This window comes from Sagittula sp. P11 (genome assembly GCF_002814095.1).
Classification (GTDB): domain Bacteria; phylum Pseudomonadota; class Alphaproteobacteria; order Rhodobacterales; family Rhodobacteraceae; genus Sagittula.
The window spans coordinates 1,935,009-1,956,493 of sequence record NZ_CP021913.1; the positions used below are offsets into that span (position 1 = coordinate 1,935,009).

Annotated in this window: 23 protein-coding genes and 1 riboswitch; of the genes, 17 read left to right on the forward strand and 6 right to left on the reverse strand. The window is 67.6% G+C overall.

The genetic code is table 11. The features are described from left to right. Positions 1 to 71 precede the first annotated feature (71 nt). Positions 72 to 908: a hypothetical protein gene (locus CDO87_RS09470; RefSeq protein ID WP_100928548.1), complete on the forward strand. Its 837-nt coding sequence runs from the start codon at positions 72 to 74 to the stop codon at positions 906 to 908. A gap of 25 nt (positions 909 to 933) precedes the next feature. Here CDO87_RS09470 and CDO87_RS09475 read toward each other — a convergent pair whose 3' ends face one another. Both CDO87_RS09475 and CDO87_RS09480 read right to left on the reverse strand, forming a co-directional pair. Then, on the reverse strand, positions 934 to 1,971 hold the full coding sequence (locus tag CDO87_RS09475) for a zinc-dependent alcohol dehydrogenase family protein (protein WP_100928549.1): 1,038 nt from the start codon (positions 1,969 to 1,971) through the stop codon (positions 934 to 936). Positions 1,972 to 2,097: 126 nt separating this feature from the next. Continuing rightward, positions 2,098 to 3,210: an S-(hydroxymethyl)glutathione dehydrogenase/class III alcohol dehydrogenase gene (locus tag CDO87_RS09480; protein ID WP_100928550.1), complete on the reverse strand. Its 1,113-nt coding sequence runs from the start codon at positions 3,208 to 3,210 to the stop codon at positions 2,098 to 2,100. A gap of 187 nt (positions 3,211 to 3,397) precedes the next feature. Between CDO87_RS09480 and CDO87_RS09485 the strand changes: the two genes are divergently transcribed. Continuing rightward, complete coding sequence (locus CDO87_RS09485; protein WP_100928551.1) at positions 3,398 to 3,859, forward strand: hypothetical protein; 462 nt, start codon at positions 3,398 to 3,400, stop codon at positions 3,857 to 3,859. 9 nt (positions 3,860 to 3,868) lie between these two features. Here the strand turns inward: CDO87_RS09485 and CDO87_RS09490 are convergent, their stop codons facing one another. Continuing rightward, on the reverse strand, positions 3,869 to 4,132 hold the full coding sequence (locus CDO87_RS09490) for an I78 family peptidase inhibitor (RefSeq protein WP_157814958.1): 264 nt from the start codon (positions 4,130 to 4,132) through the stop codon (positions 3,869 to 3,871). Positions 4,133 to 4,371: 239 nt separating this feature from the next. Here CDO87_RS09490 and CDO87_RS09495 point away from each other — a divergent pair, with 239 nt between their 5' ends. Further along, complete coding sequence (locus tag CDO87_RS09495; protein ID WP_100928553.1) at positions 4,372 to 6,009, forward strand: DNA polymerase Y family protein; 1,638 nt, start codon at positions 4,372 to 4,374, stop codon at positions 6,007 to 6,009. Between the two features lie 22 nt (positions 6,010 to 6,031). Here the strand turns inward: CDO87_RS09495 and CDO87_RS09500 are convergent, their stop codons facing one another. Continuing rightward, positions 6,032 to 6,589, reverse strand: a complete 558-nt coding sequence (locus CDO87_RS09500) for a gamma-glutamylcyclotransferase family protein (RefSeq protein WP_100928554.1) — start codon at positions 6,587 to 6,589, stop codon at positions 6,032 to 6,034. A 105-nt stretch (positions 6,590 to 6,694) separates the two neighbouring features. Here CDO87_RS09500 and CDO87_RS09505 point away from each other — a divergent pair, with 105 nt between their 5' ends. The 5 genes from CDO87_RS09505 to serB all read left to right on the forward strand — a co-directional run bounded on the left by CDO87_RS09505 (position 6,695) and on the right by serB (position 10,299). Beyond that, positions 6,695 to 7,210: an Rrf2 family transcriptional regulator gene (locus CDO87_RS09505; protein WP_100928555.1), complete on the forward strand. Its 516-nt coding sequence runs from the start codon at positions 6,695 to 6,697 to the stop codon at positions 7,208 to 7,210. 7 nt (positions 7,211 to 7,217) lie between these two features. Beyond that, positions 7,218 to 7,304: riboswitch (glycine riboswitch) on the forward strand. A 149-nt stretch (positions 7,305 to 7,453) separates the two neighbouring features. Further along, entirely contained in the window at positions 7,454 to 8,596 is a 1,143-nt protein-coding gene (gcvT, locus tag CDO87_RS09510; protein ID WP_100928556.1) for a glycine cleavage system aminomethyltransferase GcvT, read from the forward strand. An 18-nt stretch (positions 8,597 to 8,614) separates the two neighbouring features. After that, positions 8,615 to 8,974, forward strand: coding sequence for a glycine cleavage system protein GcvH (gene gcvH / locus CDO87_RS09515; RefSeq protein WP_100928557.1), 360 nt, complete (start codon positions 8,615 to 8,617; stop codon positions 8,972 to 8,974). 96 nt (positions 8,975 to 9,070) lie between these two features. After that, positions 9,071 to 9,361 carry a hypothetical protein gene (locus tag CDO87_RS09520; RefSeq protein ID WP_100928558.1) on the forward strand — a complete coding sequence of 97 codons (291 nt, stop codon included), beginning with the start codon at positions 9,071 to 9,073 and terminating at the stop codon, positions 9,359 to 9,361. A 74-nt stretch (positions 9,362 to 9,435) separates the two neighbouring features. Continuing rightward, on the forward strand, positions 9,436 to 10,299 hold the full coding sequence (gene serB, locus CDO87_RS09525; RefSeq protein ID WP_100928559.1) for a phosphoserine phosphatase SerB: 864 nt from the start codon (positions 9,436 to 9,438) through the stop codon (positions 10,297 to 10,299). Between the two features lie 3 nt (positions 10,300 to 10,302). Here serB and CDO87_RS09530 read toward each other — a convergent pair whose 3' ends face one another. Next, complete coding sequence (locus CDO87_RS09530) at positions 10,303 to 11,280, reverse strand: asparaginase (RefSeq protein WP_100930903.1); 978 nt, start codon at positions 11,278 to 11,280, stop codon at positions 10,303 to 10,305. 183 nt (positions 11,281 to 11,463) lie between these two features. On the opposite strand from CDO87_RS09530, the gene CDO87_RS09535 reads away from it, so the two are divergent. From CDO87_RS09535 to CDO87_RS09575, 9 genes are all read left to right on the forward strand, one after another. After that, positions 11,464 to 11,994: an invasion associated locus B family protein gene (locus CDO87_RS09535; RefSeq protein WP_100928560.1), complete on the forward strand. Its 531-nt coding sequence runs from the start codon at positions 11,464 to 11,466 to the stop codon at positions 11,992 to 11,994. 10 nt (positions 11,995 to 12,004) lie between these two features. Beyond that, positions 12,005 to 12,889 (forward strand): 2-dehydro-3-deoxygalactonokinase, encoded by an 885-nt coding sequence (locus tag CDO87_RS09540; RefSeq protein WP_100928561.1) that lies wholly within the window; start codon positions 12,005 to 12,007, stop codon positions 12,887 to 12,889. Beyond that, complete coding sequence (locus CDO87_RS09545; protein ID WP_100930904.1) at positions 12,886 to 13,491, forward strand: 2-dehydro-3-deoxy-6-phosphogalactonate aldolase; 606 nt, start codon at positions 12,886 to 12,888, stop codon at positions 13,489 to 13,491. Before CDO87_RS09540 ends, CDO87_RS09545 begins: the two co-directional genes overlap by 4 nt. Before the next feature lie 249 nt (positions 13,492 to 13,740). Further along, entirely contained in the window at positions 13,741 to 15,246 is a 1,506-nt protein-coding gene (locus tag CDO87_RS09550) for an alkaline phosphatase (RefSeq protein ID WP_100928562.1), read from the forward strand. Positions 15,247 to 15,349: 103 nt separating this feature from the next. Next, on the forward strand, positions 15,350 to 15,778 hold the full coding sequence (locus CDO87_RS09555) for a hypothetical protein (RefSeq protein WP_100928563.1): 429 nt from the start codon (positions 15,350 to 15,352) through the stop codon (positions 15,776 to 15,778). 1 nt (position 15,779) lies between these two features. Further along, on the forward strand, positions 15,780 to 16,442 hold the full coding sequence (locus CDO87_RS09560) for an ABC transporter ATP-binding protein (protein WP_198521859.1): 663 nt from the start codon (positions 15,780 to 15,782) through the stop codon (positions 16,440 to 16,442). Further along, positions 16,439 to 17,752 (forward strand): ABC transporter permease, encoded by a 1,314-nt coding sequence (locus CDO87_RS09565; protein ID WP_100928564.1) that lies wholly within the window; start codon positions 16,439 to 16,441, stop codon positions 17,750 to 17,752. The genes CDO87_RS09560 and CDO87_RS09565 overlap by 4 nt, the downstream gene beginning before the upstream one ends. Then, positions 17,749 to 18,213, forward strand: coding sequence for a copper chaperone PCu(A)C (locus CDO87_RS09570; protein ID WP_100928565.1), 465 nt, complete (start codon positions 17,749 to 17,751; stop codon positions 18,211 to 18,213). Before CDO87_RS09565 ends, CDO87_RS09570 begins: the two co-directional genes overlap by 4 nt. A gap of 75 nt (positions 18,214 to 18,288) precedes the next feature. Then, on the forward strand, positions 18,289 to 18,984 hold the full coding sequence (locus tag CDO87_RS09575) for a GntR family transcriptional regulator (RefSeq protein ID WP_100928566.1): 696 nt from the start codon (positions 18,289 to 18,291) through the stop codon (positions 18,982 to 18,984). A 2-nt stretch (positions 18,985 to 18,986) separates the two neighbouring features. Here CDO87_RS09575 and CDO87_RS09580 read toward each other — a convergent pair whose 3' ends face one another. Further along, a complete protein-coding gene (locus tag CDO87_RS09580) occupies positions 18,987 to 21,467 on the reverse strand; it encodes a heavy metal translocating P-type ATPase (protein ID WP_100928567.1) in 2,481 nt (826 codons plus the stop codon). Between the last annotated feature and the right edge of the window lie 18 nt (positions 21,468 to 21,485).

Sequence of the window (21,485 nt, forward strand, 5' to 3'; positions counted from 1 at the left end):
ACGTCCCTGTTCACCCCGGATGCCGCGGGGGGCCTGACGCGCCCCACGCGCTCTGACAGACGGAGCATGCCATGAATCAGCCGCTCAACACGCTCGAAGCCGCCCCCCAGCCGTCCTTCTCGCCGCAGGCACACGCCATCCGCGTCGCCAGCTTCCGTCACCGGGTCAAACGTGCGCAGGGCTTCACCAAGGCGCCGCTGACCGTTTTCCTGAAGGAACTGACCGGCACCTTCACGAAGCAGGAGATCGAGGTGATCTTTACCGTGTTCGCCGAGTGGGCGCCGGTCGAACTCGTCGAGGGCAAATCCGTGTCTCCGATTATCCGGCTGCAGAAGGCCCATCCGGCAGGCACGCCCGTGAACACCGACGTCTTCGATTACTACATGGGGATCGGCGCACATGCCCGGACCATCCGTGTCATGTCCTCAGCCGCAAACCCGCCGGACGAGCAGCAGCTGAACAACCCGACGCCCTCGCACTATACGAAGAAGGGCAAGCCGGTGTACGTCACCGAAAGCCCCGGCCAGCGCATCCTGCGGCAACTGGGCGAAGGAAAATACCTCTACGGCGATGTCGGCGGACTTGTCGGCGGGTTCGTGTTCTACAGTTCGAAGCAGATGGGCCACTCGCACGACGCGGCCACTGCGCACGGCAGGTTCGCCTCGGACATCGTGGGCCTGCTGTCCAACATCAAGGACGTGCGCGACGGGATGAAGAAGCGGACAGAGGCGCCGAAAGGTTACGCCGGTGCGGGCAAGCCCGGCATCCATCATGTGGGCCAGGCCCCCCAGCGCGGCGACCCGATCCGTTTCATCCCGGCCCTGCCCCTGCCAAAGGACATGGGACCGGACGCCAACCGCGCGATGACCAGCCTTCTGAAGACGATCCGCGGCAAGAACGACCAGTAGCCAACGCGCCCCGGCTCCTGATGCGTCAGAAAGAGGTGATAACCGTCGCGCCGATGGACTGGAATCTGTCCATGTTCATAAGGGCCGCCGGCGCATCCTCCAGACTGATCCGGTCACCGACAAGGCGCGACGGATCCAGCTTGCCGGAGGTGATCATGTCCAGCATCGCGCCATAGCGGTGGGCCTGCATCCCGTGCGAGCCGAGGATCTCCAGCTCCTTGCCGATGACCTTCGCCATGGGGACCTGCGGTGTCGTGTGCTCGCCCAGCATGAGGCCGACCTGCACGTGCTTGCCGCGCGGTTTCAGGTTCTGGATCGAGTTGAAGCAGGTCACCGGATGCCCCAGCGCGTCCAGCGAGACATGCGCGCCACCGCGGGTCAGGTCGATCACCGCTTCGGGCACGTCGCCCGTTGCGCCGTTGATCGTGGCCACCGCGCCCAGTTCCTTTGCCAGAGCCAGCTTCCGGTCGTCGATGTCGATGGCGATGACGTTGGCGCCCACGGCATTGGCGATCATCACCGCCGACAGCCCGACACCGCCGCAGCCGTGCACCGCAACCCACTGGCCCGCCGAGACCTTCCCCTGATCCACGACAGCGCGGAACGACGTGGCGAACCGGCAGCCCAGGCTGGCGGCAGTCGCGAAATCCATGTTTTCCGGAAGGGCCACGAGGTTCAGGTCCGCCTTGTGGACCATCACGTACTCCGCGAACGACCCCCAGTAGGTGAAGCCGGGCTGCTCCTGTGCAAGGCACACCTGCTGGTGTCCGGCGTGGCACTCAGGGCAGGACCCGCAGCCCGAGATGAAGGGGACGGTCACGCGGTCGCCGCGCTTCCAGTTGACCACGTCCTTGCCCACCGCCTCGACGATGCCGGCCAGTTCGTGCCCCGGCACATGCGGCAGGTGGATGTCGCTGTCGTGCCCCATCCAGCCATGCCAGTCAGAGCGGCAGACCCCGGTCGCCTCGACCTTGATGACGACGCCGTGCGGATCGGGCGTCGGGTCGCTGACCGTCACGACCTTCGGGGCTTCACGGAATTTCTCGAAGAGGACCGCTTTCATGGGGATGGCTCCGTTTTCGTGGGCTGGAACGAGGGGCGGCAGGCAGATCGCCACGCCCGCAAGGCGTGACCATGGGCCGCCGCCGGTTGATCGGGCCCGCGCAAAAGCGGCGCGGGCCCGGCCTTGTCAGTAGACCACGACCGAACGGATCGACTCGCCCGCGTGCATCAGGTCGAAGCCCTTGTTGATCTCGTCGAGGGTCAGCGTGTGGGTGATCATCGGATCGATCTCGATCTTGCCCTGCATGTACCAGTCGACGATCTTCGGGACATCCGTGCGCCCGCGCGCGCCGCCGAACGCGGTGCCTTTCCAGACCCGCCCGGTGACAAGCTGGAAGGGACGGGTGCTGATCTCGGCCCCAGCCGGCGCCACGCCGATGATGATCGATTCACCCCAGCCCTTGTGGGCCGCTTCCAGCGCGGTGCGCATCACGCCCACGTTGCCCGTCGCGTCGAAGGTGTAATCCGCACCGCCTTTGGTCAGGTCCACGAGGTAGGGAACGAGGTCGCCCTCCACGTCCTTCGGGTTGACGAAATCGGTCATGCCGAAGCGCGTCGCCATCTCGACCTTGTCGGGGTTCAGGTCGACGCCGACGATCTGGTCCGCGCCCGCCAGCCGCAGGCCCTGGATCACGTTCAGGCCGATCCCGCCCAGGCCGAAGACGATGGCGCGCGACCCGATCTCCACCTTGGCGGTGTTGATGACCGCGCCGATGCCCGTGGTCACGCCGCAGCCGATGTAGCAGACCTTGTCGAAAGGCGCGTCCGGGTTGATCTTTGCCAGCGCGATCTCCGGCAGGACGGTGTGGTTCGAGAAGGTCGAACAGCCCATGTAGTGCAGGATCGGCGTGCCATCGAGCATCGAGAAGCGCGAGGTGCCGTCCGGCATCAGGCCCTGTCCCTGCGTGGTCCGGATGGCCTGGCAGAGGTTGGTCTTGGGGTTGAGGCAGTATTCGCACTGGCGGCATTCGGGGGTGTAAAGCGGGATCACGTGATCGCCCGGCTTCAGCGAGGTCACGCCCGGGCCCACCTCGAGCACCACGCCTGCGCCTTCGTGGCCGAGGATGGCGGGGAACAGCCCCTCCGGATCGGCGCCCGACAGGGTGAATTCGTCCGTGTGGCAGATGCCCGTCGCCTTGATCTCGACCAGGACCTCGCCCGCCTTCGGACCTTCGAGGTTCACTTCCATTACCTCCAGGGGCTTGCCCGCTTCCAGCGCCACCGCCGCTTTTGTCCGCATCGTCATCTCTCCTTAAGACACACTGATTTGCGCGGACACTGCGCCAAACCAATTGACGCCGCAACCCGACAGTCCTGCGCCGGAGGGTGCTTCCGGCCGCGTGCGGCCCGCTTGCAGAATTTTAACCGAATCTTCGGAAGTCGCCGCCAGTCTCGGGCGGACCCTGCGGAGAGAGGTTCCCATTCCCATGACCGCCCCGACCTTGCCCGACGCCTTCCTGTCTCCGGAAACCGCGCAACTGGTAGCGCGGCTGCGGGCGGTCGAACGCCCCGACCTGCTGCGCGAGGCAATCGTCACCCATTGCGACGGCGCGGTGGAAGGCGGGTATCTGGCGCTTCTCCTGTCGGACAGCCGCGATCCTGCGGCCATCCGCGCACGCCGCATCGCCCGGCGGAGGGAGGCGCTGACCGCCTTGAAGGCGCTCGACACCTCGCTCAGGGCGCGGACCCAGGCGGCCGATACGACGGACGAGCGGCAGCTTGTCGACGCGCTCCGCCATTCCGTCCGAAGCTGCGACCTGCGGCTTCAGAAGGAACTGGAAGACCTCATCCGCTCCGGCGAGGACACGGGCGAACTGCGCGCCGCCCTGCGCCGCCTGACCGAAGAACCGGAGGCGGACGCGCCGCGCGTCTCGGCACGCCGGGGCTGACGCGTCAGGTCAGCCGCACTTCAGCTCGGTGATGACGTCCTGCCCGTCGAGGTACACGTTCGTGCGGTTCGACCTGTAGTCCTCCGTCACCATGTCGCCGGGGCGGATGATCCGTTTCGGTTCGGGTACGGCAGCGGCCGCGGCGACCGGTTGCCCCACGATGCCAGCGAATTGTCCTGCGGCGCAGGTGGGCGCAGGGCCGCGCGGGTCCGTAACCGGCTCGCAGGCCGCCAGCGCGGGAATCACCAATGTCAGTATCCATGCCTGTCGCATGAGCTTGCTCCTTCCGGCGGGCGGGACGTCGTGTTTCCGTAACCGCACGCACACCATGTCGTAGGGCGGAGTTCACTCCGCCTTCCATCCAAACATCGGTCGGCATGCCGGATTTTCCAACAACCACGGCCTGTTGCGGGCCGCGTTGCGCCGTTTTCCGCCCAAGCACCCGCAGCCCGCCGGACTCGACTCCCCGGCCCGCCCTCTATAGAACAAATGAAGAACAACGCTGCTGCCTCATGTCCAAACGCCGTATCCTCTCGCTCTGGTTTCCCCGCCTCGGCGCCGAACGCTGGCTGCGGGCGGAGCCGCATCTTGCCGGGCAACCCTTTGCCACCGTCGCCTCTGACGGCAACGCCCAGACGCTGGCCGCGCTCTCTGTCGAGGCCACGGCCGCGGGGTTGTCCCGCGGGCAGTCCCTGCGCGATGCCCATGCGCTCTGCGCGACGCTGCTGACCCGCCCCGCGATGGCGCACCGCGAACAGGGGTTCCTCGACGCGCTGCACCGCTGGGCAGGCAAGTTCTCGCCCTGGGTCGCGGCAGAGCCGCCCGACGCGCTGGTGATCGACCTGACCGGCTGCGCGCATCTCTTCGGCGGAGAACGGCAGCTGTGCGATCAGGTCGCGCGCGACTGTGCCGACCTTGGCCTGACGGTGCGGCTCGGGCTTGCCGACACGCTGGGGGCGGCCTGGGCGCTGGCGCGGTTCGCCGAAGGGGGGCGCAGCGTGGCCCGCTCCGGCGACGCCATCGACCAGGAGGCCCCCGCGACCCGCGCCCGGGCCGGCAAGCGCCGGGCGATCTCCGATGTCCCGGCCGGCGGTCCTGTGGCCACGCGCATCGCCGCCCCCGGTGCCGCGTGGGGGGCGCTGTCCGCCCTGCCGATCAGCGCCCTGCGCCTGCCGCCGCAGACGGTCGAACAACTCACGCGGCTGGGCCTGCGGCAGGTGGGCGACATCCTCGGCCAGCCACGCGCCGGCCTGGCGCGGCGCTTCGGGCGCGGGCTGGTCGAACGGCTGGATCAGGCCATGGGCAGCGCGCCGGAACCGGTCTCTCCGAAGGCCGCGCCGGAACGCTTTGCCGTGCGCATGTCCTTCCCCGATCCCATCGGGCTGGAGGACGACGTGGCAGAGGCCTTTGCCCGCATGACGGAGCGCCTCTGCGCCCGGCTGAAGAACGCCGGGCGCGGCGTCCGCACCCTGCGGATGGAAATCCACCGCTGCGATCACGAGATGATCTGGCAGACGGTGACCGCCGCCCGCGCCGCGGATCAGGCACACCGGCTGGTGCCGCTGATGAAGCTGAAGATCCCCGGGATGGACGCGGGCCCCGGCATCGACATGCTGCGGCTGGAGGCGCTGGTGACGGAACCGCTGCACGCCCGCATCACCGCCGGCCATGCAGAGGCGGCGGCCCTCGGCGCCCGCCGCCGCGACAGGGGCGCCGCGCTGGAGGACCTGATCGGCCGCCTCGGCGCCCGGCTGGGGATGGAGGCCGTCACCCGCCGCCATCCCGCCGACAGCCACATCCCCGAGAAGGGCTCGAAGGTGGTGCCCGCCGCCTGGACAGATCCCTCCCGCGACTGGCAGCCGCCGCCGCGCCCGCGTCCGCTGATGCTCTGGCATCCGGAGCCGGTCCACGCACCCGACACGCCGCGCCTGCCCGGCCGGTTCCGCTGGCGCGGGCGGGACTGGCAGGCGACGGGGCAAATCGGCCCGGAACGCATCGCGCCGGAATGGTGGTTCGACGATCCGGCCTGGCGCTCCGGCCATCGCGACTACTGGCAGGTGGAGACCGACCGGGGCGACCGGCTGTGGCTGTTCTACGCCCACGGCGGGACACTGTCGTCCGGCTGGTTCTGCCATGGCAGCTTTGCCTGAGGCGGTCAGCCGGTCGCCGCAGCTACTCCGCCGTCACGATCCGGCTGCCCAGAGAGGACAGCGACTCGTCGATAAGGTCCAGAACCTCGTGCGTGGGGGCGATGCTGCGCGGATAGCGGGGCGCGGCACGGTCGTTCAGCACCGCCGCCTCCCAGCCGGAGGTGGTGGCAAAGAACGCCTCCGCCCCGGCACGCCCGTGCAGGTGAAGAAACCCGCCGATCACCGTGTCGAGGTAGCTGAGCAGGATCGCGTTCTCCGGACCGGGGGCCCCGCTGTGTTCCGGCGGGACGGAGTATATCGCGATCTGCCCGGCCTCGCTGTCATGGGTCACGTCCGCCGTGGCGTCGTGGCGGGCATAGGCCGCCTCCCGCAGGTCGAGCGCGGCCCAGTCGCCATCGGGCACCGGGGCAATCGCCCCTTCGACCTGACCGGCAGGATCGCGCACCACGCTCAGGTAGCACAGGGCGCGCTGCGGCGTCGCCACCCAGGTCCGCCGCCAACCGCGCACCGTTGCGGGCAGGCAGGGCGCGTGCGCATGGGTGGCCGCGTTCACAAGCGAGCCGTAACCGAAGAAAAACATGCTTCTCATAGACGGCATTTATTTGGCCAAATTGATGCATGTCAAACGCTTGTCCCCCGCGAGATGCCATACAGACCGCGCAACAAAGGGATCGGAGGGCCGTCCGTGCGAGTCACCAAGAGAACCAACATCGCCATGCGCGTCCTGATGTATTGCGCGGCGCACACCGGACGACTGGTGACCAAGCACGAGATCGCGCAGGTCTGCAACGCCTCGGAAAACCACCTTGCACAGGTCATCAACCAGCTTGCCCAGCTTGGCTTCCTGCACACCCAGCGCGGCCGCAACGGCGGGCTGGAACTGGCACGCCCGGCCAGCGAGATCGTCATCGGCGACGTCTTCCGCCACCTGGAGCAGCCAGTACCGCTGGCCGAGTGCTTTGCCGACGTGGACAACACCTGTCCGCTGACAGAGGCCTGCCGCCTGCGCGACCTGCTGACCAAGGCCGCGAACTCCTTCTACGAGACGCTCGACCCGATCACGCTGGACACGCTGGTGTGCGACAATGTTCCGCTTCTGGACATCATCGCACCGCAGGCGAAATGCTCTGGCCGGGCGTCGGTTGCGGCACGGGCCAAAGGGGCCGACAGCGCGCTTGTCATCGCCGAAGGCATCCACTAGCGTCCGGAAAATCCAGACGGGAGAACCGGCAAGCGCCGGTGCCGAAGGCGCAACCGCCCCGGAAACGCTCAGGCCCAAGGACCGTCGGGGGAAAGAAGACTCTGGAGAGTGGCGCGTCACGCGTCCGCCGAAGGGATAACGATCTCAGGCGACGGGACAGAGGGGGCAGACGCGGCGTGCCGAGGGGCGCGCCAGACCTGTCCCGGCGCGATGCTGCCCCGGGAACGACCTAGAGGAGCGCGCATGGCCCACGACCATAGCCACGACCATGATGACGACGAGGACGGCCTGAAGGAAACCGTGCTGAACGGGCTGCACCGTTCGCTGGGCGCCAAGATGGTGCCCTTCGCCGGTTACGAGATGCCGGTGCAATACGGCCTTGGCGTCATGAAGGAACACCTTCACACCCGCGCCGCCGCCGGCCTGTTCGACGTGTCCCACATGGGCCAGGTCGTGCTGCGCGGCCCCGGGCTGGACGAGGCGCTGGAAAAGATCGTGCCGGTGGACATCGCGAACCTGCCCGAGGACCGACAGAAGTACGGTTATCTCACCAACGCCGACGGCGGGATCGTCGACGACCTGATGATCGCCCGGCGCGAGGATCACCTGTTCGTGGTGGTCAACGCCGCCTGCAAGGACACCGACCTCACCCTGATGCGCGCCGCGCTGGAGCCGGAAGGCATCCGCGTGAAGCTGCTGGAAAACCGCGCGCTGATCGCGCTGCAGGGCCCGGCTGCGGAGGACGTCCTGGCCGAGCATCACCCCGCCGTCCGCGACATGAAGTTCATGGACGTGGCAACGCTGCCCCTTGGCGGCGCGGAATGCTGGGTGTCGCGTTCGGGCTACACCGGCGAGGACGGGTTCGAGATCTCGCTGCCCAATCAATCGGCAGAGGCCTTTGTGAAGGCACTGCTGCAGGACCCGCGGGTCGAGCCCATCGGCCTCGGCGCACGGGATTCGTTGCGGCTCGAGGCCGGGCTGTGCCTTTATGGCCAGGACATCGACGAGACGACGACGCCGGTCGAGGCCGGTCTGACATGGGCCATGGGCAAGCGCCGCAAGACGGAGGGCGGCTTCGAGGGGGCGGATTACATCCTTGGCCAGCTTGCCGACGGTGTGAAGCGCAAGCGCGTCGGCCTGCGGCCCGAGGGCCGGGCGCCGATGCGGTCGGGCGTGCCGCTCTTCGACGCGGAGACCGGCGGCACGCAAATCGGCGAGGTGACCTCCGGCGGGTTCGGTCCGACGGTTGGCGGGCCGGTGGCTATGGGCTACGTCGCGACGGACTTCGCAGGCGAGGGAACGCGGCTGTGGGGCGAGGTACGGGGCAAGCGGATGGCGGTCGATGTCGCCGCGCTGCCTTTCGTTCCGGCAGGATTCAAACGGTGAACGGACAGGAGACGACACATGAAATTCACCGAAGAGCATGAATGGCTCGAAGTCGAAGGCGACCTCGTTGTCGTCGGCATCACGGCGCACGCTGCCGAACAACTGGGCGACGTGGTCTTTGTCGAACTGCCCGATGTCGGGCGTGAGGTTTCGAAGGACGACGAGGTCGTGGTCATCGAATCCGTGAAAGCGGCGTCGGACATCCTCGCGCCGCTGGACGGCGAGATCGTGGAGGTCAACGAGGCGATCGTCGAGGACCCGGGCAAGGTGAACGAGGACCCCGAAGGGGACGCCTGGTTCTTCAAGCTCAAGGTCGAGGACCTGTCCGAGCTGGAGGACATGATGGATGAAGCGGCCTACAAGAAGTTCATTTCCTGAGGCTGCCTCTCTGGCTGGGGCGGTGGCGCAAAGCCCCGCCCTACCCACGGGCGCGCCCGTGGCCGGTGGATGCCCGCCGTCCGCAGGGGTGAACCGATGGAGATGACACCGCCACAGTCCGCAGTCTGGACGCAGGTCGGCAAGGCGCTGTCGCACCAGATCTTCGACCGCTTCGAGCGGTTCGAGGACGCAGTGGACGAAGCGGTCTCCGGCATCGCACCCGACGAACGCCCGGTCCTGCGCGGATTGCTGGAGGACATGCTGGCCAGCGGCGAGGACGCCCGATCCCTGTGGGAGACCAGCGGCGCAGGCATCGCCTTTCAGGACGCCCGCGGCGCCCGAATGGCAATGGAGATGCTGCTGCAGGCGGTGAAGTCGAAGGGCTGAACACCGCCCCGGCGTCTGGTCCTTCCCGCGCCGGCGTGCTTAAAGCGCGCGACATTCCTTGTCGGGGGACCTTCATGCTTATCGCCTCGCTCATCGCGAAACCGGGCACGCTGGACGCGGCCCTTGTGGACAGCCTGCGCAACGCCTTCGGGGGCGGCACCGCGACCTGGCTTTCTCCGGACGAAGCCGCCGAATTTCCGCTGGAGGTGAAGCCCGGCAATTTCGACGAGGTGCGCGACAGCATCACGACACAGGCGGACCTGAACCTCGTCCCCGCCGAGAACCGCCGCAAGAAGATGCTGCTGGCCGACATGGACAGCACGATGATCCAGCAGGAGTGCATCGACGAACTGGCCGAAGAGGCGGGCGTCGGCGCGCATGTGAAGGACATCACCGCGCGGGCGATGAACGGGGAACTGGACTTCGAAGGCGCGCTGATCGAGCGTGTCGCGCTGCTGAAGGGTCTGCCGGAAAGCGTCATCGACAAGGTCGTGGCCGAACGCATCACGCTGATGCCGGGCGGCCAGACCCTGATCGACACGATGCACGCCGCGAGCGGACATGCGGCGCTGGTGTCGGGCGGCTTCACCGCCTTCACCGCGCGCGTGTCGGCGCTTCTGGGTTTCGACGAGAACCGTGCCAACACCCTGCTGATCGACGCGGGCCAGCTGACGGGTGAGGTCGGGCGTCCGATCCTCGGCCGCGAGGCGAAGATCGAGGCACTGGAACAGATCACCGCGCGGCTCGGCATCACGGAGGCCGATGCCGTCGCAGTGGGCGACGGGGCCAACGATCTCGGGATGCTGAACCGGGCAGGCATGGGCGTCGCGCTGCACGCCAAGCCCAGCGTGCAGGCGCAATGTGACCTGAGGATCAACCATGGCGACCTGACGGCGTTGCTGTTCCTGCAGGGCTACGCCCGGTCCGACTTTGCCTAGACGCTAGAAGACGCCGGGGGCGGGGCGGACCCAACCGGTGACGCGCCCGTCCCAGTTGCGGATCTCGGGGTTGAGGAAGCGCTTCACGTCGGGGTGCTCTGCACTCAACACCCCCAGGCGGACGAGGATCGCCGCCATGGCGCATTCGGAGGCGCGCGTGGCCCCGTCCGCGATCTTCAGCGATATGCCAAGCCCGCGCTCCGGCAGGATGGCGATGAAGTAGCCTTCGGCGCCGGTCTTGATTGCCACCGGCTCTTTCGCGGCCTGCATCATCAGCGTGCAGGCACGGCCCTCGCCCGCGACCAGCAGCGGATGGGCGATCATCGCCTCCACCAGCCTGGCCGCCGAGCGTGACAGAAGGTCGCCCCGCTGGCTGGCCGTCGCGTAGAATGCCATCGCCCGGGCCATGCCCGCCATGGAGGTGGCGAAGTTCGGCGCGGAACAGCCGTCGATTCCGAAGCCGGGGGATTCCATTTCGGTGACTTCCTCGAAGGCCGAAAGGCAGGCCCTCTGCACCGGGTGATCCGGGTCGCAATACTCCGCCCCTGCGCCGAGGTGACGGGTCAGCGTCAGGAAGCCGGTGTGCTTGCCCGAGCAGTTGTTGAGAACCCGGCCCGGCTCCTGGCCGTCGCGGATCATCCCGAGCCACAGGTCCTTGTCGCGCGAGGGCTGCGGCCCGCAGATCAGGTCACTCTCCGACCGGCCGATATCCGCCAGCCATTCGCGCACCGCGCCATTGTGAACGGGCGCCCCTTCGTGGGACGCGCAGGACAGCGCAAGCCGTTCGGTCGACAGGGAAAATGCGTCCGCCGCGCCCGAGGCGACAAGCGGCAGGGCCTGGATCATCTTGGCCGAACTGCGCGGCAGGATCACGGCTTCGGGATCTCCCCAGGCCTCGACGATTTCGCCGGTGCCGTCACAGACCACAGCATGGCCTGCATGCACGCTTTCTGCCAGCGGTCCGCGCCAGACTTCCACCATCATCCGAGCTGCCATTCCGACCTCCTTTCGCCTGAGCGACTTTCTGCCAACGGGGCTTTCGCATTTTGCTTTTTTCAGGCTAAAGTCCTGCCGTCGAGAGAAAACACCGCCGCGGACCACAATGGTCGGGACAGGGCCGGGAACGCGGACGGTCAGAGGCATGGACAGCTGGAGGCTGCAGGAATGAATTCTACTCTTGGTCGCATGGTTGGCGCCGTGGCGATGATGTTGGGCGCGACCTTTGCACAGGCGCAGGAAAGCAGCACGAACCGGGTCGACGCGATGACCGACTGGTCGGTGTTCGAGGGTCAGAACCCGCGCGAATGCTGGGCTGTCACCACGTACAAGGAAAGCGTGAACACCAAGGATGGCCGCGTGGTCGCCGTGACCCGGGGCGAGATCCTCCTGATGGTGTTCTTCCGCCCCGAAGCGGGCGTCAACGGCCAGGTGGCCTTTACCGGCGGCTACCCGTTTGCGCCGGGCTCGACCGTGAACGTCACGGTCGATGGCACCGAGCTCGAGATGTACACCGAGGGCGAGTGGGCATGGCCCGCCACGCCGCAGGACGACGCCAAGCTGGTCACCGCGATGAAGCGGGGCTCCAGTGCCGTGCTGACCGCCGTGTCCTCGCGCGGGACCACCACGAAGGACACCTTCTCCCTGCTGGGCTTCACTGCCGCGGTCGAGGACGCCGAAACGCGCTGCAAGTCCTGACGCGTCTGACATGAGCGCTCCGGACTGGATTGCCGCCGACTGGGGCACGTCGCACCTGCGCCTCTGGATGATGCAGGGCGACGCCCCCGTGCGCCGGATCGACGACCCGCGCGGCATGTCGAAACTGTCTCCGGACGGTTACGAAGCCGTGCTTCTGGAGCTTCTGGGCGACAGCCTGACCGGTCCGACCGATGTCATCATCTGCGGCATGGCCGGGGCGCGGCAGGGCTGGAAGGAAGCGCCATACGCCTCGGTGCCCTGCGCGATCCCCTCCGAAGGTATCCCTGTCCCCACCTCCGATCCCCGGCTGCGCGTGCGCATCCTGCCGGGGATGAGCCAGTCCGCCCCGCCCGATGTCATGCGCGGCGAAGAAACCCAGATCGGCGGTTTCCTTGCCGCTGAGTCCGGCTTCGACGGCGTTCTCTGCCTTCCGGGCACGCATACCAAGTGGGTGCATGTCAGCGCGGCAGAGGTCGTTTCCTTCCGGACCTTCATGACCGGCGAGATGTTCGACCTTCTGTCGAAACAGTCGGTCCTGCGCTTTTCCGTCGGCGAAGGCTGGGAACAGGACACCTTCCTCGAAGCCGTCGATCAGGCGATGGGCCGGCCCGCGACGGTCGCGGCGGATCTCTTTGCCATCCGCGCCGGGAGCCTTCTCTCCGGCGATGGACCCGGCGCTGCCCGCGCCCGGCTGTCGGGCCTGCTGATCGGCCTCGAACTTGCCGGCGCAAGACCCTACTGGCTGGGGCAGCAGGTCGTCATCCTCGGCGAAAACGCACTGGCAGAAATCTATCGCACCGCGCTTGCGGCGCAATCGGCCATGGTACGCACCGTGTCCGTCGAAGGCGTGACACTGGCCGGCCTGACTGCGGCCTACAGAAAAGGAACCGCCTGATGCGGAATATCATCGCCATCCTCCGGGGCCTCACGCCGTCGGAGGCGGAGCCCGTGACCGAGGCGCTGATTGCCGCCGGGATCACCCGCATCGAGGTGCCGCTCAATTCGCCGGAGCCGTTCGACAGCATCGCGCGCATGGTCCGCTGTGCAGGGGATCGCGCGCTGATCGGCGCGGGCACCGTTCTGGACCCGGCCGATGTGCTGCGGCTGAAGGACATCGGCGCGGGCATGGTCGTGTCGCCGGACTGCAACCCGCGCGTGATCGTGGCGACCAAGCAGGCGGGCATGGCCTCCTATCCCGGTGTGTTCACCGCGACAGAGGCCTTCACCGCCCTGCGCAACGGGGCCGACGGGCTGAAGTTCTTCCCCGCGTCCAAGCTTGGCCCTGACGGGTTGTCTGCATTGAAGGCCGTGCTGCCTGCGGGGACCGAGACGTTTGCCGTGGGCGGCGTCGGGCCGGACGACTTCGCCGACTGGCACGCTGCGGGCGTGTCCGGCTTCGGCATCGGATCGCAGCTTTTCAAACCGGGCCGGACCGCCGAGGACATCGGGAAGCGCGGGGCAGAGATCGTCGCCGCCTTCGACGCCGTCTTCCTCTAAACCCCGCAGAACGTTCCAAAAATTCCCGTTGACAACGAAACGTTACTGAATAACATTGCGGCTACGCGATGAGATAACATGCGCATCGAGGTTGGAACGGCTCCGATCATCTTCTCGCAGTCCAATGCGTCCAAGGTGGGGCAGGACTGCGGAATGATTGCGTTTCATGAATCCGTTACGAGGGTGTCACACTGCCGAGACCTCGCGGCCCTATCGGCAGGCTGTAGAATGCCAACTGGGAGCAACCCGATGAAAAAGACCCTCGTGTCGATGGCCGCCATTCTGGCCGCCACCTCCGCATTTGCCGAAAGCCATGCCATGGACCTGCCGCAGGCCGGTTCCGACTGGTACACCGCCGGTCAGTCGCACATCGAAGCGATGCTGGCCCGCCAGCCCAACACCGGCCGCGCCAAGAACGTCATCGTCTTTGTCGCAGACGGCAACGGTGTCGGCACCAACTACGCCGTGCGCCTGTTCGACGGCCAGCAAAAGGGCATGCTGGGCGAAGAGAACGTCCTCCCCTACGAGACGCCAGAGTGGTACTCGGCGCTGGTCAAGACCTACAACATCAACGCCCAGACCCCGGACTCCGCACCGACCGCGGGCGCGCTGAACACCGGCGTCAAGCAGCGCTTCAACCTCATCAACCTCGGTGAGAACGCGATCCACGACGATTGCACCACCGAGGAAGGCAACCGCCTGACCACCTTTGCCGAGATCGTCTCGGGCATGGACAAGTCGGTCGGCATCGTCTCGACCGCGCGTATCACCCACGCCACCCCGGCGGCCGTCTACGCCAAGACCGCCAACCGCAACTGGGAAGGCGAGATCGAGGGCGACTGTGCAGGTTCCAAGGACATCGCGACCCAGCTGATCGACCAGATGGAAGCGGGCGTGATCGACATGGCCATGGGCGGCGGCGGCCGCTTCTTCCTGCCGGAAGGCGAGACCAACGGTCAGTCCAAGGGCCGCCGCACCGATGGCGTGAACCTGATCGACCGGGCCACCGGCCTGGGCGCGCAGTTCGCCGAGGACACCGCCGGCTTCGAGGCGCTGACCATGGATGCGCCGATCCTCGCGCTGTTCAACGACAGCCACATGGAATACGAGGCCGACCGCGCCGACGAGGACGAACCCTCGCTGGCCGACATGACCCGCAAGTCCATCGAGTTCCTGTCGCAGAACGAGAACGGCTATTACCTCGAGGTCGAGGCGGGCCGCGTCGACCACGCGAACCATGACGGCAACGCCTACCGCACCCTGTCCGACGGCGTTGCTTTTGCCGAGGCCGTGGCGCTGGCCGACGAGATGACCGATGACGCCGACACGCTGATCATCGTCACCGCCGACCACGAACACGCCATCGCGTTCAACGGCTACTGCGGCCGCGGCTCCGACATCCTCGGCCTGTGCATGGGCGTGTCGAAGGAAGGCGAGGCCAACGACGGCACCCCGCTGACCGCCGCCGACGGCAAGCCCTACACCGTGCTGGGCTACCTGAACGGCGCCGGTTCCGTGCTGAAGGAACCGACCGACGGCAGCAACGACTGGACCGGCTCGCGCGGCGATCTGACCCAGGAAGAGGCCACCGACATCGACTACGTCCAGCAGGCACTGATCCCCATGTCCTCGGAAACCCATTCGGGCGAGGACGTGTCGGTCTATGCCAAGGGCCCGTGGTCGCATCTGCTCGACTCCACCATCGAGCAGAACGTGATCTTCCACGTGATGAAGCACGCGGTGGACGCAGAATAAACGGCCGCGCAGGCTGAGAGGGGCCGCCCTGTTCCGGGGCGGCCCTGTTCGTCCGACATGACATGTGGGACACGTTAGACAGACCAGACCAAGGAGACGGACCATGGACCGCCGCACCGCCCTGACAACCGTTCTCGCCGCGCCTTTCCTTCTGCCGACACTCGCGCGGGCCGCCGACGGACCTGCCAAGATCCGCGAACTCTACGAGAAGAACGGCGATTTCTCCTCGTTCGCACAGGACGCCTCCGGCAGCCGCATCCTGTTCGAAGGGTTCATGGCCCCGCCGCTGAAGGCGGAGTCGCGCTTTTTCGTGCTGACGAAACGCCCGATGGCCGTCTGCCCCTTTTGCGAGACGGAGGCAGAGTGGCCCGACGACATCCTCGCGATCTACACGAAGCGGATCGTCGACGTCGAACCCTTCAACGTGAAGCTTGCCGTGCGCGGCGACCTGACCCTCGGTGCTTACAAGGACCCCGACACCGGCTTCCTGAGCATGGCCCGACTGACGAACGCCACATACGAGCGCGCCTGACATGGGTCTCGCCCTGCACGTCCGTGACCTGACCGTCGCCTCTCGCCGGGGGCGGGTTCTGCTGACGCTCCCCGAGCTTGACCTGCCCGCGGGCGGCCTTCTGGGCGTGCGCGGGCCATCGGGCGCCGGCAAGTCGACCTTCCTGAACGCGTTGAGCGGTCTGCTCGATGCGAAGGGTCGCGTGCAATGGGGCGAAACCGACATCGCCAGCCTGTCGCCGGAGCGCCGCACGGCGTTCCGCGCCGCGCAGATGGGCATGATCTTTCAGGACTTCCTGCTGTTCGAGGAGCTGTCGGCAGAGGCCAACGCCGCCCTGACCGCACAATTCGCACCCGCCGCAAACCGCCCGGGCATCCTGAGCCGCGCAAGGGACCGTCTGTCCCGGCTGGCCGTCCCCTCTGGCGCGCGCACGGTCGAGAGCTTCTCGGGCGGGGAACGGCAGCGGGTCGCGGTCGCGCGGGCGCTGGCCTCCGATCCGCAGGTCATCCTTGCGGACGAGCCGACCGCCGCGCTCGACCGCACCGCGGCGGACCGGCTGGTGGCCGACCTCGTCAGTCTTTGCCGTGACGGCGGCAAGACGCTGGTGGTGGTCAGTCACGACCTGCACCTGCTGGACGCGATGGACCGCGTCGTGACCATCGAAGACGGGCAGGTAACCGGATGAGAGACCTATGGGACAGCCTGCCGGTACTGGCGCAGGACATTACGATAGCCATCGCACTGCTGCTGCCGCTGCTGCTGATCGGCGTACTGCTGCTGCGCGGCTTCCGCCCCTTCCCGCTGATCCGTGCCCTGCTCTGGCGGTTCCGCTGGGCGAACCTGCTGTTTGTCCTGCTGATCGCCACCTCCGTCGGCATGGGTATCGGCCTGATCGCGCAGGAACGCGGGCTGCGGGTCGGCACCGCGCGTGCAGCATCGAAATTCGACATGGTTGTCAGCGCGCCCGGGTCCGAGCTGACGATGATGATGGCCGCCGTCTACCTGCAGGCCAGCGACGTGCCGCTTCTGGACGGCGCCGCCTACGACCTGATCGCCAACCACCCGCAGGTGAAGATCGCCGCCCCCATCGCCTTTGGCGACAGCTACGACGGCGCGCCGGTTGTCGGGACCATCGCGGACTTCGTCACCTACCTGTCGGACGGCCGGATCGAGGGCCGCCTCTTCCAGAAAAGCGGAGAGGCCGTGGTGGGTGCCGCCGCCGGGCTGAAAGTCGGCGACAGCTTCACCCCGCAACACGGGCACGGCGCCTCTGCCGACGACGAGGCGCATGAAGGGTTCGAGATCGAGGTGGTCGGACTTCTGCCCCGGACGGGTTCCCCCTGGGACCGCGCCGTGCTGATCCCGGTCGAAACCGTCTGGGAGGTGCACGGCCTTGCCAACGGCCACGCCTTCGACGAGGGGGACCGCATCGGCCCGCCCTTCGATCCGTCCCTGTTCCCCGGCACACCGGCGGTGATCGTCCGCGCCAAGGAGCTGTGGGCCAACTATGCCCTGCGCTCCGAATTCACCCGCAAGGGAGAGATGATGGCCTTCTTCCCCGGCACCGTGCTCTCCAACCTCTATCGCGTCATGGGCGACGTCCGGCAGGCCATGTCGGTCATGTCCGTGGTGACGCAGGTGCTTGTCGCGGCTTCCGTCCTGTTGGGGCTGTTCATCCTGTCGCGCCTGTTCCAACGGCAACTGGCGATGCTGCGCGCGCTCGGCGCGCCCCGCCGCTTTGTCATGGCCGTCGTCTGGGGCTATGGCGTCGCGCTGCTGATGGCAGGCACCGCCCTGGGCCTTGTCTTCGGCCTTGGCGCTGCATCGGTCCTGTCGCAGGTGGTGACGGCACGCACCGACATCCTCGTGACCGCCGCCATCGGCTGGCCCGAGATCACCCTGGCGCTGGCCTTCCTGTCGGCCACGTCCGTTTTGTCGCTCATCCCGGCGGTCATCGTTCTTGCCCGCCCAATCGTGGAGTCCCTACGCGCATGAAACACCTTCTGCTGGCCACCGCGCTTCTGACCACGCCGCTCGCCGCCGAGGAAACCCACCTTTTCGAGGTTGGCGGGCTTGAGGTCCTGCATCCGTGGACCAACGCGACGGCCCACGACCACGCGCTGCTTTACATGGAACTCCACAACGAGGGCGACGCGCCGGTCGAGATTATCTCGGCCCGGACCGAGGACGGCGTGAACGGTCAGCTTGTGGGCTTCCGCATGGCGGATGGTACCATGGTGGCGGACCCACTGCCCCCGATCCCGGTCGCCCCCGGTACAGAGCTGGCGCTTGAACCGGACGTGATCGCGATTTCCTTCGACGGACTCCCCGCCCCGCTGGAAGAGGGGGATCACCTGGAGATAATCCTCGAGACCTCTGCCGGAGAGCTGGAGGTCGAGGTCGCCGTGGAGGCCGCCGACGCCCGCCAGCACAGCCACGCCGGTCACAGCCACTGAGCCCGGCCGCTGCCGCATTTGACGGACGACGGACCGCTCACGTACACCAGTCGTACACATCCGGGGAGGACAGCGATGACCGTCAGCAGAAAGACCGCGTGTCTTGAAGATCTCCGGATGCGGATCCTGAAGCTGGAGCTCGCGCCCGGTGCCGAACTGGACGAGACCCAGGTGGCCACCGCCTACGGGCTGTCACGGACGCCGCTGCGCGAGGTCTTCCAGGTGCTTGGCGGAGAGGGCTACCTACGGCTTGAACACAACCGGGGCGCCCGTGTCGCCGCCATGGACCTTGCCGCGTTGCGCTGTCTTCTCCAGACCGGGCCGCTGCTGCTGGCGACGATGGCCCGGCAGGCCGCCGAGCACCGGGGCGAAGCCGCGCTACCGCCGCTGCGCGACGCACAGGCGGGCTTTGCCGCAGCGACGGAAGAAGGAGACGCAGCTGCCGCCGCCCTGTTCAACCACAGCTTTCACACGCAGGTCGCCTGCATGGCGTCGAACCCCTACCTGATGCCGGCGCTGCGGCGCCTTCTGATCGACCACACGCGCCTGACGCAGGGCTTCTTCCAGCCGGTCAAGAAGAAGGAGAAGAAGCAGCTCAGGAAGGTGTCGCAGCACCACGCCACCCTGACCGACGCCATCACGGCGCAGGACGCGGAGGCCGCCGTCTCGACCACGCTCCAGAACTGGGACCTGTTCCGGGAACGGATCGAGAAGCTGATGACCCCCGAGGCCCTGCCGATCTCGGTGGAGGCCGCCGCGGCGACGGCCTGACGTTACTCTGCCGCGCTCACCGCCGTTGGCATGTCCGGCTGGCCGGCCGCGCTGGTCCGGTCCATAGCCGAAATACCTGTCCCCAACCCGCGCAACCTCAGGGCGTTCGTCAGGACGAACACCGACGACAGCGCCATCGCCCCCGCAGCCAGCATCGGTGACAGCATCAGCCCGGTCAGCGGATAGAACACACCTGCAGCGACCGGGATCAGCACGACGTTGTACCCGAAGGCCCAGAAAAGGTTCTGGCGGATGTTGCGCATGACACGGCGGCTGACGTGGTGCGCGGTGACGACGCCGGACACCCGGCCCGAGGCCATGACCACATCGGCGCTCTCGATGGCGACATCCGTGCCGGTGCCGATGGCCAGACCGACCTCTGCCGCGGCGAGCGCCGGGGCGTCGTTGATGCCGTCGCCGACAAAGGCCACCTCGCCGAACCGCTGTTGCAGGTCGCGCAGCGCGTCCAGCTTGCCCTCCGGCAGGACCTCCGCAGTGACATGTGCGATGCCGAGGTCGCGCGCGATGGCCTCTGCCACAGGACGGGCATCGCCCGAGATCAGCGCGACCTCCAGCCCTTCCGCCCTCAGCGCGGCAACGGCGGCGCGGGCGTCGGGTTTCAGCCGGTCAGCCACGCCGAAGACGGCGGCGATCTGTCCGTCGACCGCGACAAGCACCGGGGTCTCTGCCGCCTGCGCCGTCCGGTCGAGCGCGTCGGCAACCGCGGTCGTGTCGATCCCGCGCGCCGCCATGAGGCGCGGGGCACCGACGAGGATCGCGCGTCCGTCCACCACCGCCTCTAGCCCCTGTCCCGGGAGCGCGGTCACGTCCTCGGGCTGCGGCGCATCCGGCGCGGCGCGCATCAGGGCCTGTGCGATGGGATGCTCGGACCCCTGCTCTGCCGAGGCGGCGAGACGCAGCACCTCATCGGCGTCAAAGCCGGGCGCAGCCGAGGCGTGGCTCAGCTCGGGGCGGCCTTCGGTCAGCGTGCCGGTCTTGTCGAAAGCCACCAGGTTCACCGTGTCGAGCCGCTGCAGCGCGTCGCCCTTGCGGAAGAGCACACCCAGTTCGGCCGCGCGGCCGGTGCCGACCATGATCGAGACGGGCGTCGCCAGCCCCATGGCGCAGGGGCAGGCGATGATGAGGACGGACACGCCCGCGACCAGCGCGAAGGTCAGGCCCGGACCGAACACCAGCCAGGTCAGCGTCGTCAGCGCGGCAAGCACCAGAACCGCGGGCACGAACCACAGCACGACCTTGTCCGCCAGCGCCTGGATGGGCAGCTTGGCGCCCTGCGCCTCTTCGACCAGCGCGACGATGCGGGACAGGACGGTGTCCTTGCCGACGGCCTCTGCCCGGTAGCGCAGCGTGCCGTTGCCGTTCACAGTACCGCCGGTCACAACCGTACCTTCGGCCTTTTCCACCGGGGCGGGTTCGCCGGTCAGCATGGATTCATCGACGAAGGACCGCCCCGTCAGGACAACCCCGTCCACGGCAATGCGTTCGCCGGGGCGGACAAGCAGCGTGTCGCCCTTCTGGATCTCTTCGATTGCGGTCTCGGTCATCGTGCCGTCGCGGTCGACCATGGCCGTCGCGGGCCGCAGGCCGACGAGATGGCGGATGGCAGCGCCGGTCCGGCCCTTGGCGCGCGCCTCGAGGAAACGGCCCAGCAGGATCAGCGTGACGATGACGGCGGCGGCCTCGAAATAGACGGCGCGCGCGGTGTCCGGCAGCAGCCCCGGCGCCAGAAGCGCGACCGTCGAATAGACCCAGGCCGCCAGCGTCCCGAGCGCGACAAGCGTGTTCATGTCCGGCGCGCCCTTCATCAAAAGCGGCAGGCCGATGCGATAGAACCTTCGTCCCGGCCCGATCAGGACAGCGGTGGTCAGCAGGAACTGGATCGTCCACCACGTCGTCTGGCCCAGCGTCATGGTCAGCCAATGATGGAACGGCGGGAACAGGTGTCCCCCCATCTCGCCAATGAACACCGGCAGGGTGAGCAGAGCGGCGAGGATCAGATCGCGCTTCAACCGCGCCTGCTCGACCTGCTGGCGGTCTTCGGTCGCTTCCGCATCCTGCAGGGGCTTTGCCGGGTAGCCGGCCTCCGTCACGACTTTTGCCAGCGAGGGCGCATCGGTGGACCCGGACAGGCTCACGACCTCGGCGGTTTCGGTGGCAAGGTTCACGGAGGCACGCAGCACGCCCGGCTGACCGGCCAGCGCCTTTTCGACGCGCGCGGCGCAGGAGGCGCAGGACATGCCGTCGATGGCAAGGCGCGTGTGGCTCTCGGCAGCCGGATAACCCGCCGCCTTCAGCGCCGCCTGCAACGTGGCGGCCCCGGCACTGCCGCTGACCTGCGCCGTCTTGTTCGCAAGGTTGACGGAGGCGCTGTCCACGCCTTCCGCACCCGCAAGGGCACGTTCGGCGCGCCCGGCGCAGCCGCCGCAGTTGAGTTTCGTGACTTCGAATCGCAAATCGGTCATGGGTCTCACCCTCCTGAC

What these genes read in the sequence shown, in the direction of transcription:
- CDO87_RS09470 (WP_100928548.1), top strand. Translation starts at nt 72, where the DNA reads ATGAATCAGCCGCTCAACACGCTCGAAGCCGCCCCCCAGCCGTCCTTC.
- CDO87_RS09475 (WP_100928549.1), bottom strand. Translation starts at nt 1,971, where the DNA reads ATGAAAGCGGTCCTCTTCGAGAAATTCCGTGAAGCCCCGAAGGTCGTG.
- CDO87_RS09480 (WP_100928550.1), bottom strand. Translation starts at nt 3,210, where the DNA reads ATGCGGACAAAAGCGGCGGTGGCGCTGGAAGCGGGCAAGCCCCTGGAG.
- CDO87_RS09485 (WP_100928551.1), top strand. Translation starts at nt 3,398, where the DNA reads ATGACCGCCCCGACCTTGCCCGACGCCTTCCTGTCTCCGGAAACCGCG.
- CDO87_RS09490 (WP_157814958.1), bottom strand. Translation starts at nt 4,132, where the DNA reads ATGCGACAGGCATGGATACTGACATTGGTGATTCCCGCGCTGGCGGCC.
- CDO87_RS09495 (WP_100928553.1), top strand. Translation starts at nt 4,372, where the DNA reads ATGTCCAAACGCCGTATCCTCTCGCTCTGGTTTCCCCGCCTCGGCGCC.
- CDO87_RS09500 (WP_100928554.1), bottom strand. Translation starts at nt 6,589, where the DNA reads ATGTTTTTCTTCGGTTACGGCTCGCTTGTGAACGCGGCCACCCATGCG.
- gcvT (WP_100928556.1), top strand. Translation starts at nt 7,454, where the DNA reads ATGGCCCACGACCATAGCCACGACCATGATGACGACGAGGACGGCCTG.
- gcvH (WP_100928557.1), top strand. Translation starts at nt 8,615, where the DNA reads ATGAAATTCACCGAAGAGCATGAATGGCTCGAAGTCGAAGGCGACCTC.
- CDO87_RS09520 (WP_100928558.1), top strand. Translation starts at nt 9,071, where the DNA reads ATGGAGATGACACCGCCACAGTCCGCAGTCTGGACGCAGGTCGGCAAG.
- serB (WP_100928559.1), top strand. Translation starts at nt 9,436, where the DNA reads ATGCTTATCGCCTCGCTCATCGCGAAACCGGGCACGCTGGACGCGGCC.
- CDO87_RS09530 (WP_100930903.1), bottom strand. Translation starts at nt 11,280, where the DNA reads ATGGTGGAAGTCTGGCGCGGACCGCTGGCAGAAAGCGTGCATGCAGGC.
- CDO87_RS09535 (WP_100928560.1), top strand. Translation starts at nt 11,464, where the DNA reads ATGAATTCTACTCTTGGTCGCATGGTTGGCGCCGTGGCGATGATGTTG.
- CDO87_RS09540 (WP_100928561.1), top strand. Translation starts at nt 12,005, where the DNA reads ATGAGCGCTCCGGACTGGATTGCCGCCGACTGGGGCACGTCGCACCTG.
- CDO87_RS09550 (WP_100928562.1), top strand. Translation starts at nt 13,741, where the DNA reads ATGAAAAAGACCCTCGTGTCGATGGCCGCCATTCTGGCCGCCACCTCC.
- CDO87_RS09555 (WP_100928563.1), top strand. Translation starts at nt 15,350, where the DNA reads ATGGACCGCCGCACCGCCCTGACAACCGTTCTCGCCGCGCCTTTCCTT.
- CDO87_RS09560 (WP_198521859.1), top strand. Translation starts at nt 15,780, where the DNA reads ATGGGTCTCGCCCTGCACGTCCGTGACCTGACCGTCGCCTCTCGCCGG.
- CDO87_RS09565 (WP_100928564.1), top strand. Translation starts at nt 16,439, where the DNA reads ATGAGAGACCTATGGGACAGCCTGCCGGTACTGGCGCAGGACATTACG.
- CDO87_RS09570 (WP_100928565.1), top strand. Translation starts at nt 17,749, where the DNA reads ATGAAACACCTTCTGCTGGCCACCGCGCTTCTGACCACGCCGCTCGCC.
- CDO87_RS09575 (WP_100928566.1), top strand. Translation starts at nt 18,289, where the DNA reads ATGACCGTCAGCAGAAAGACCGCGTGTCTTGAAGATCTCCGGATGCGG.
- CDO87_RS09580 (WP_100928567.1), bottom strand. Translation starts at nt 21,467, where the DNA reads ATGACCGATTTGCGATTCGAAGTCACGAAACTCAACTGCGGCGGCTGC.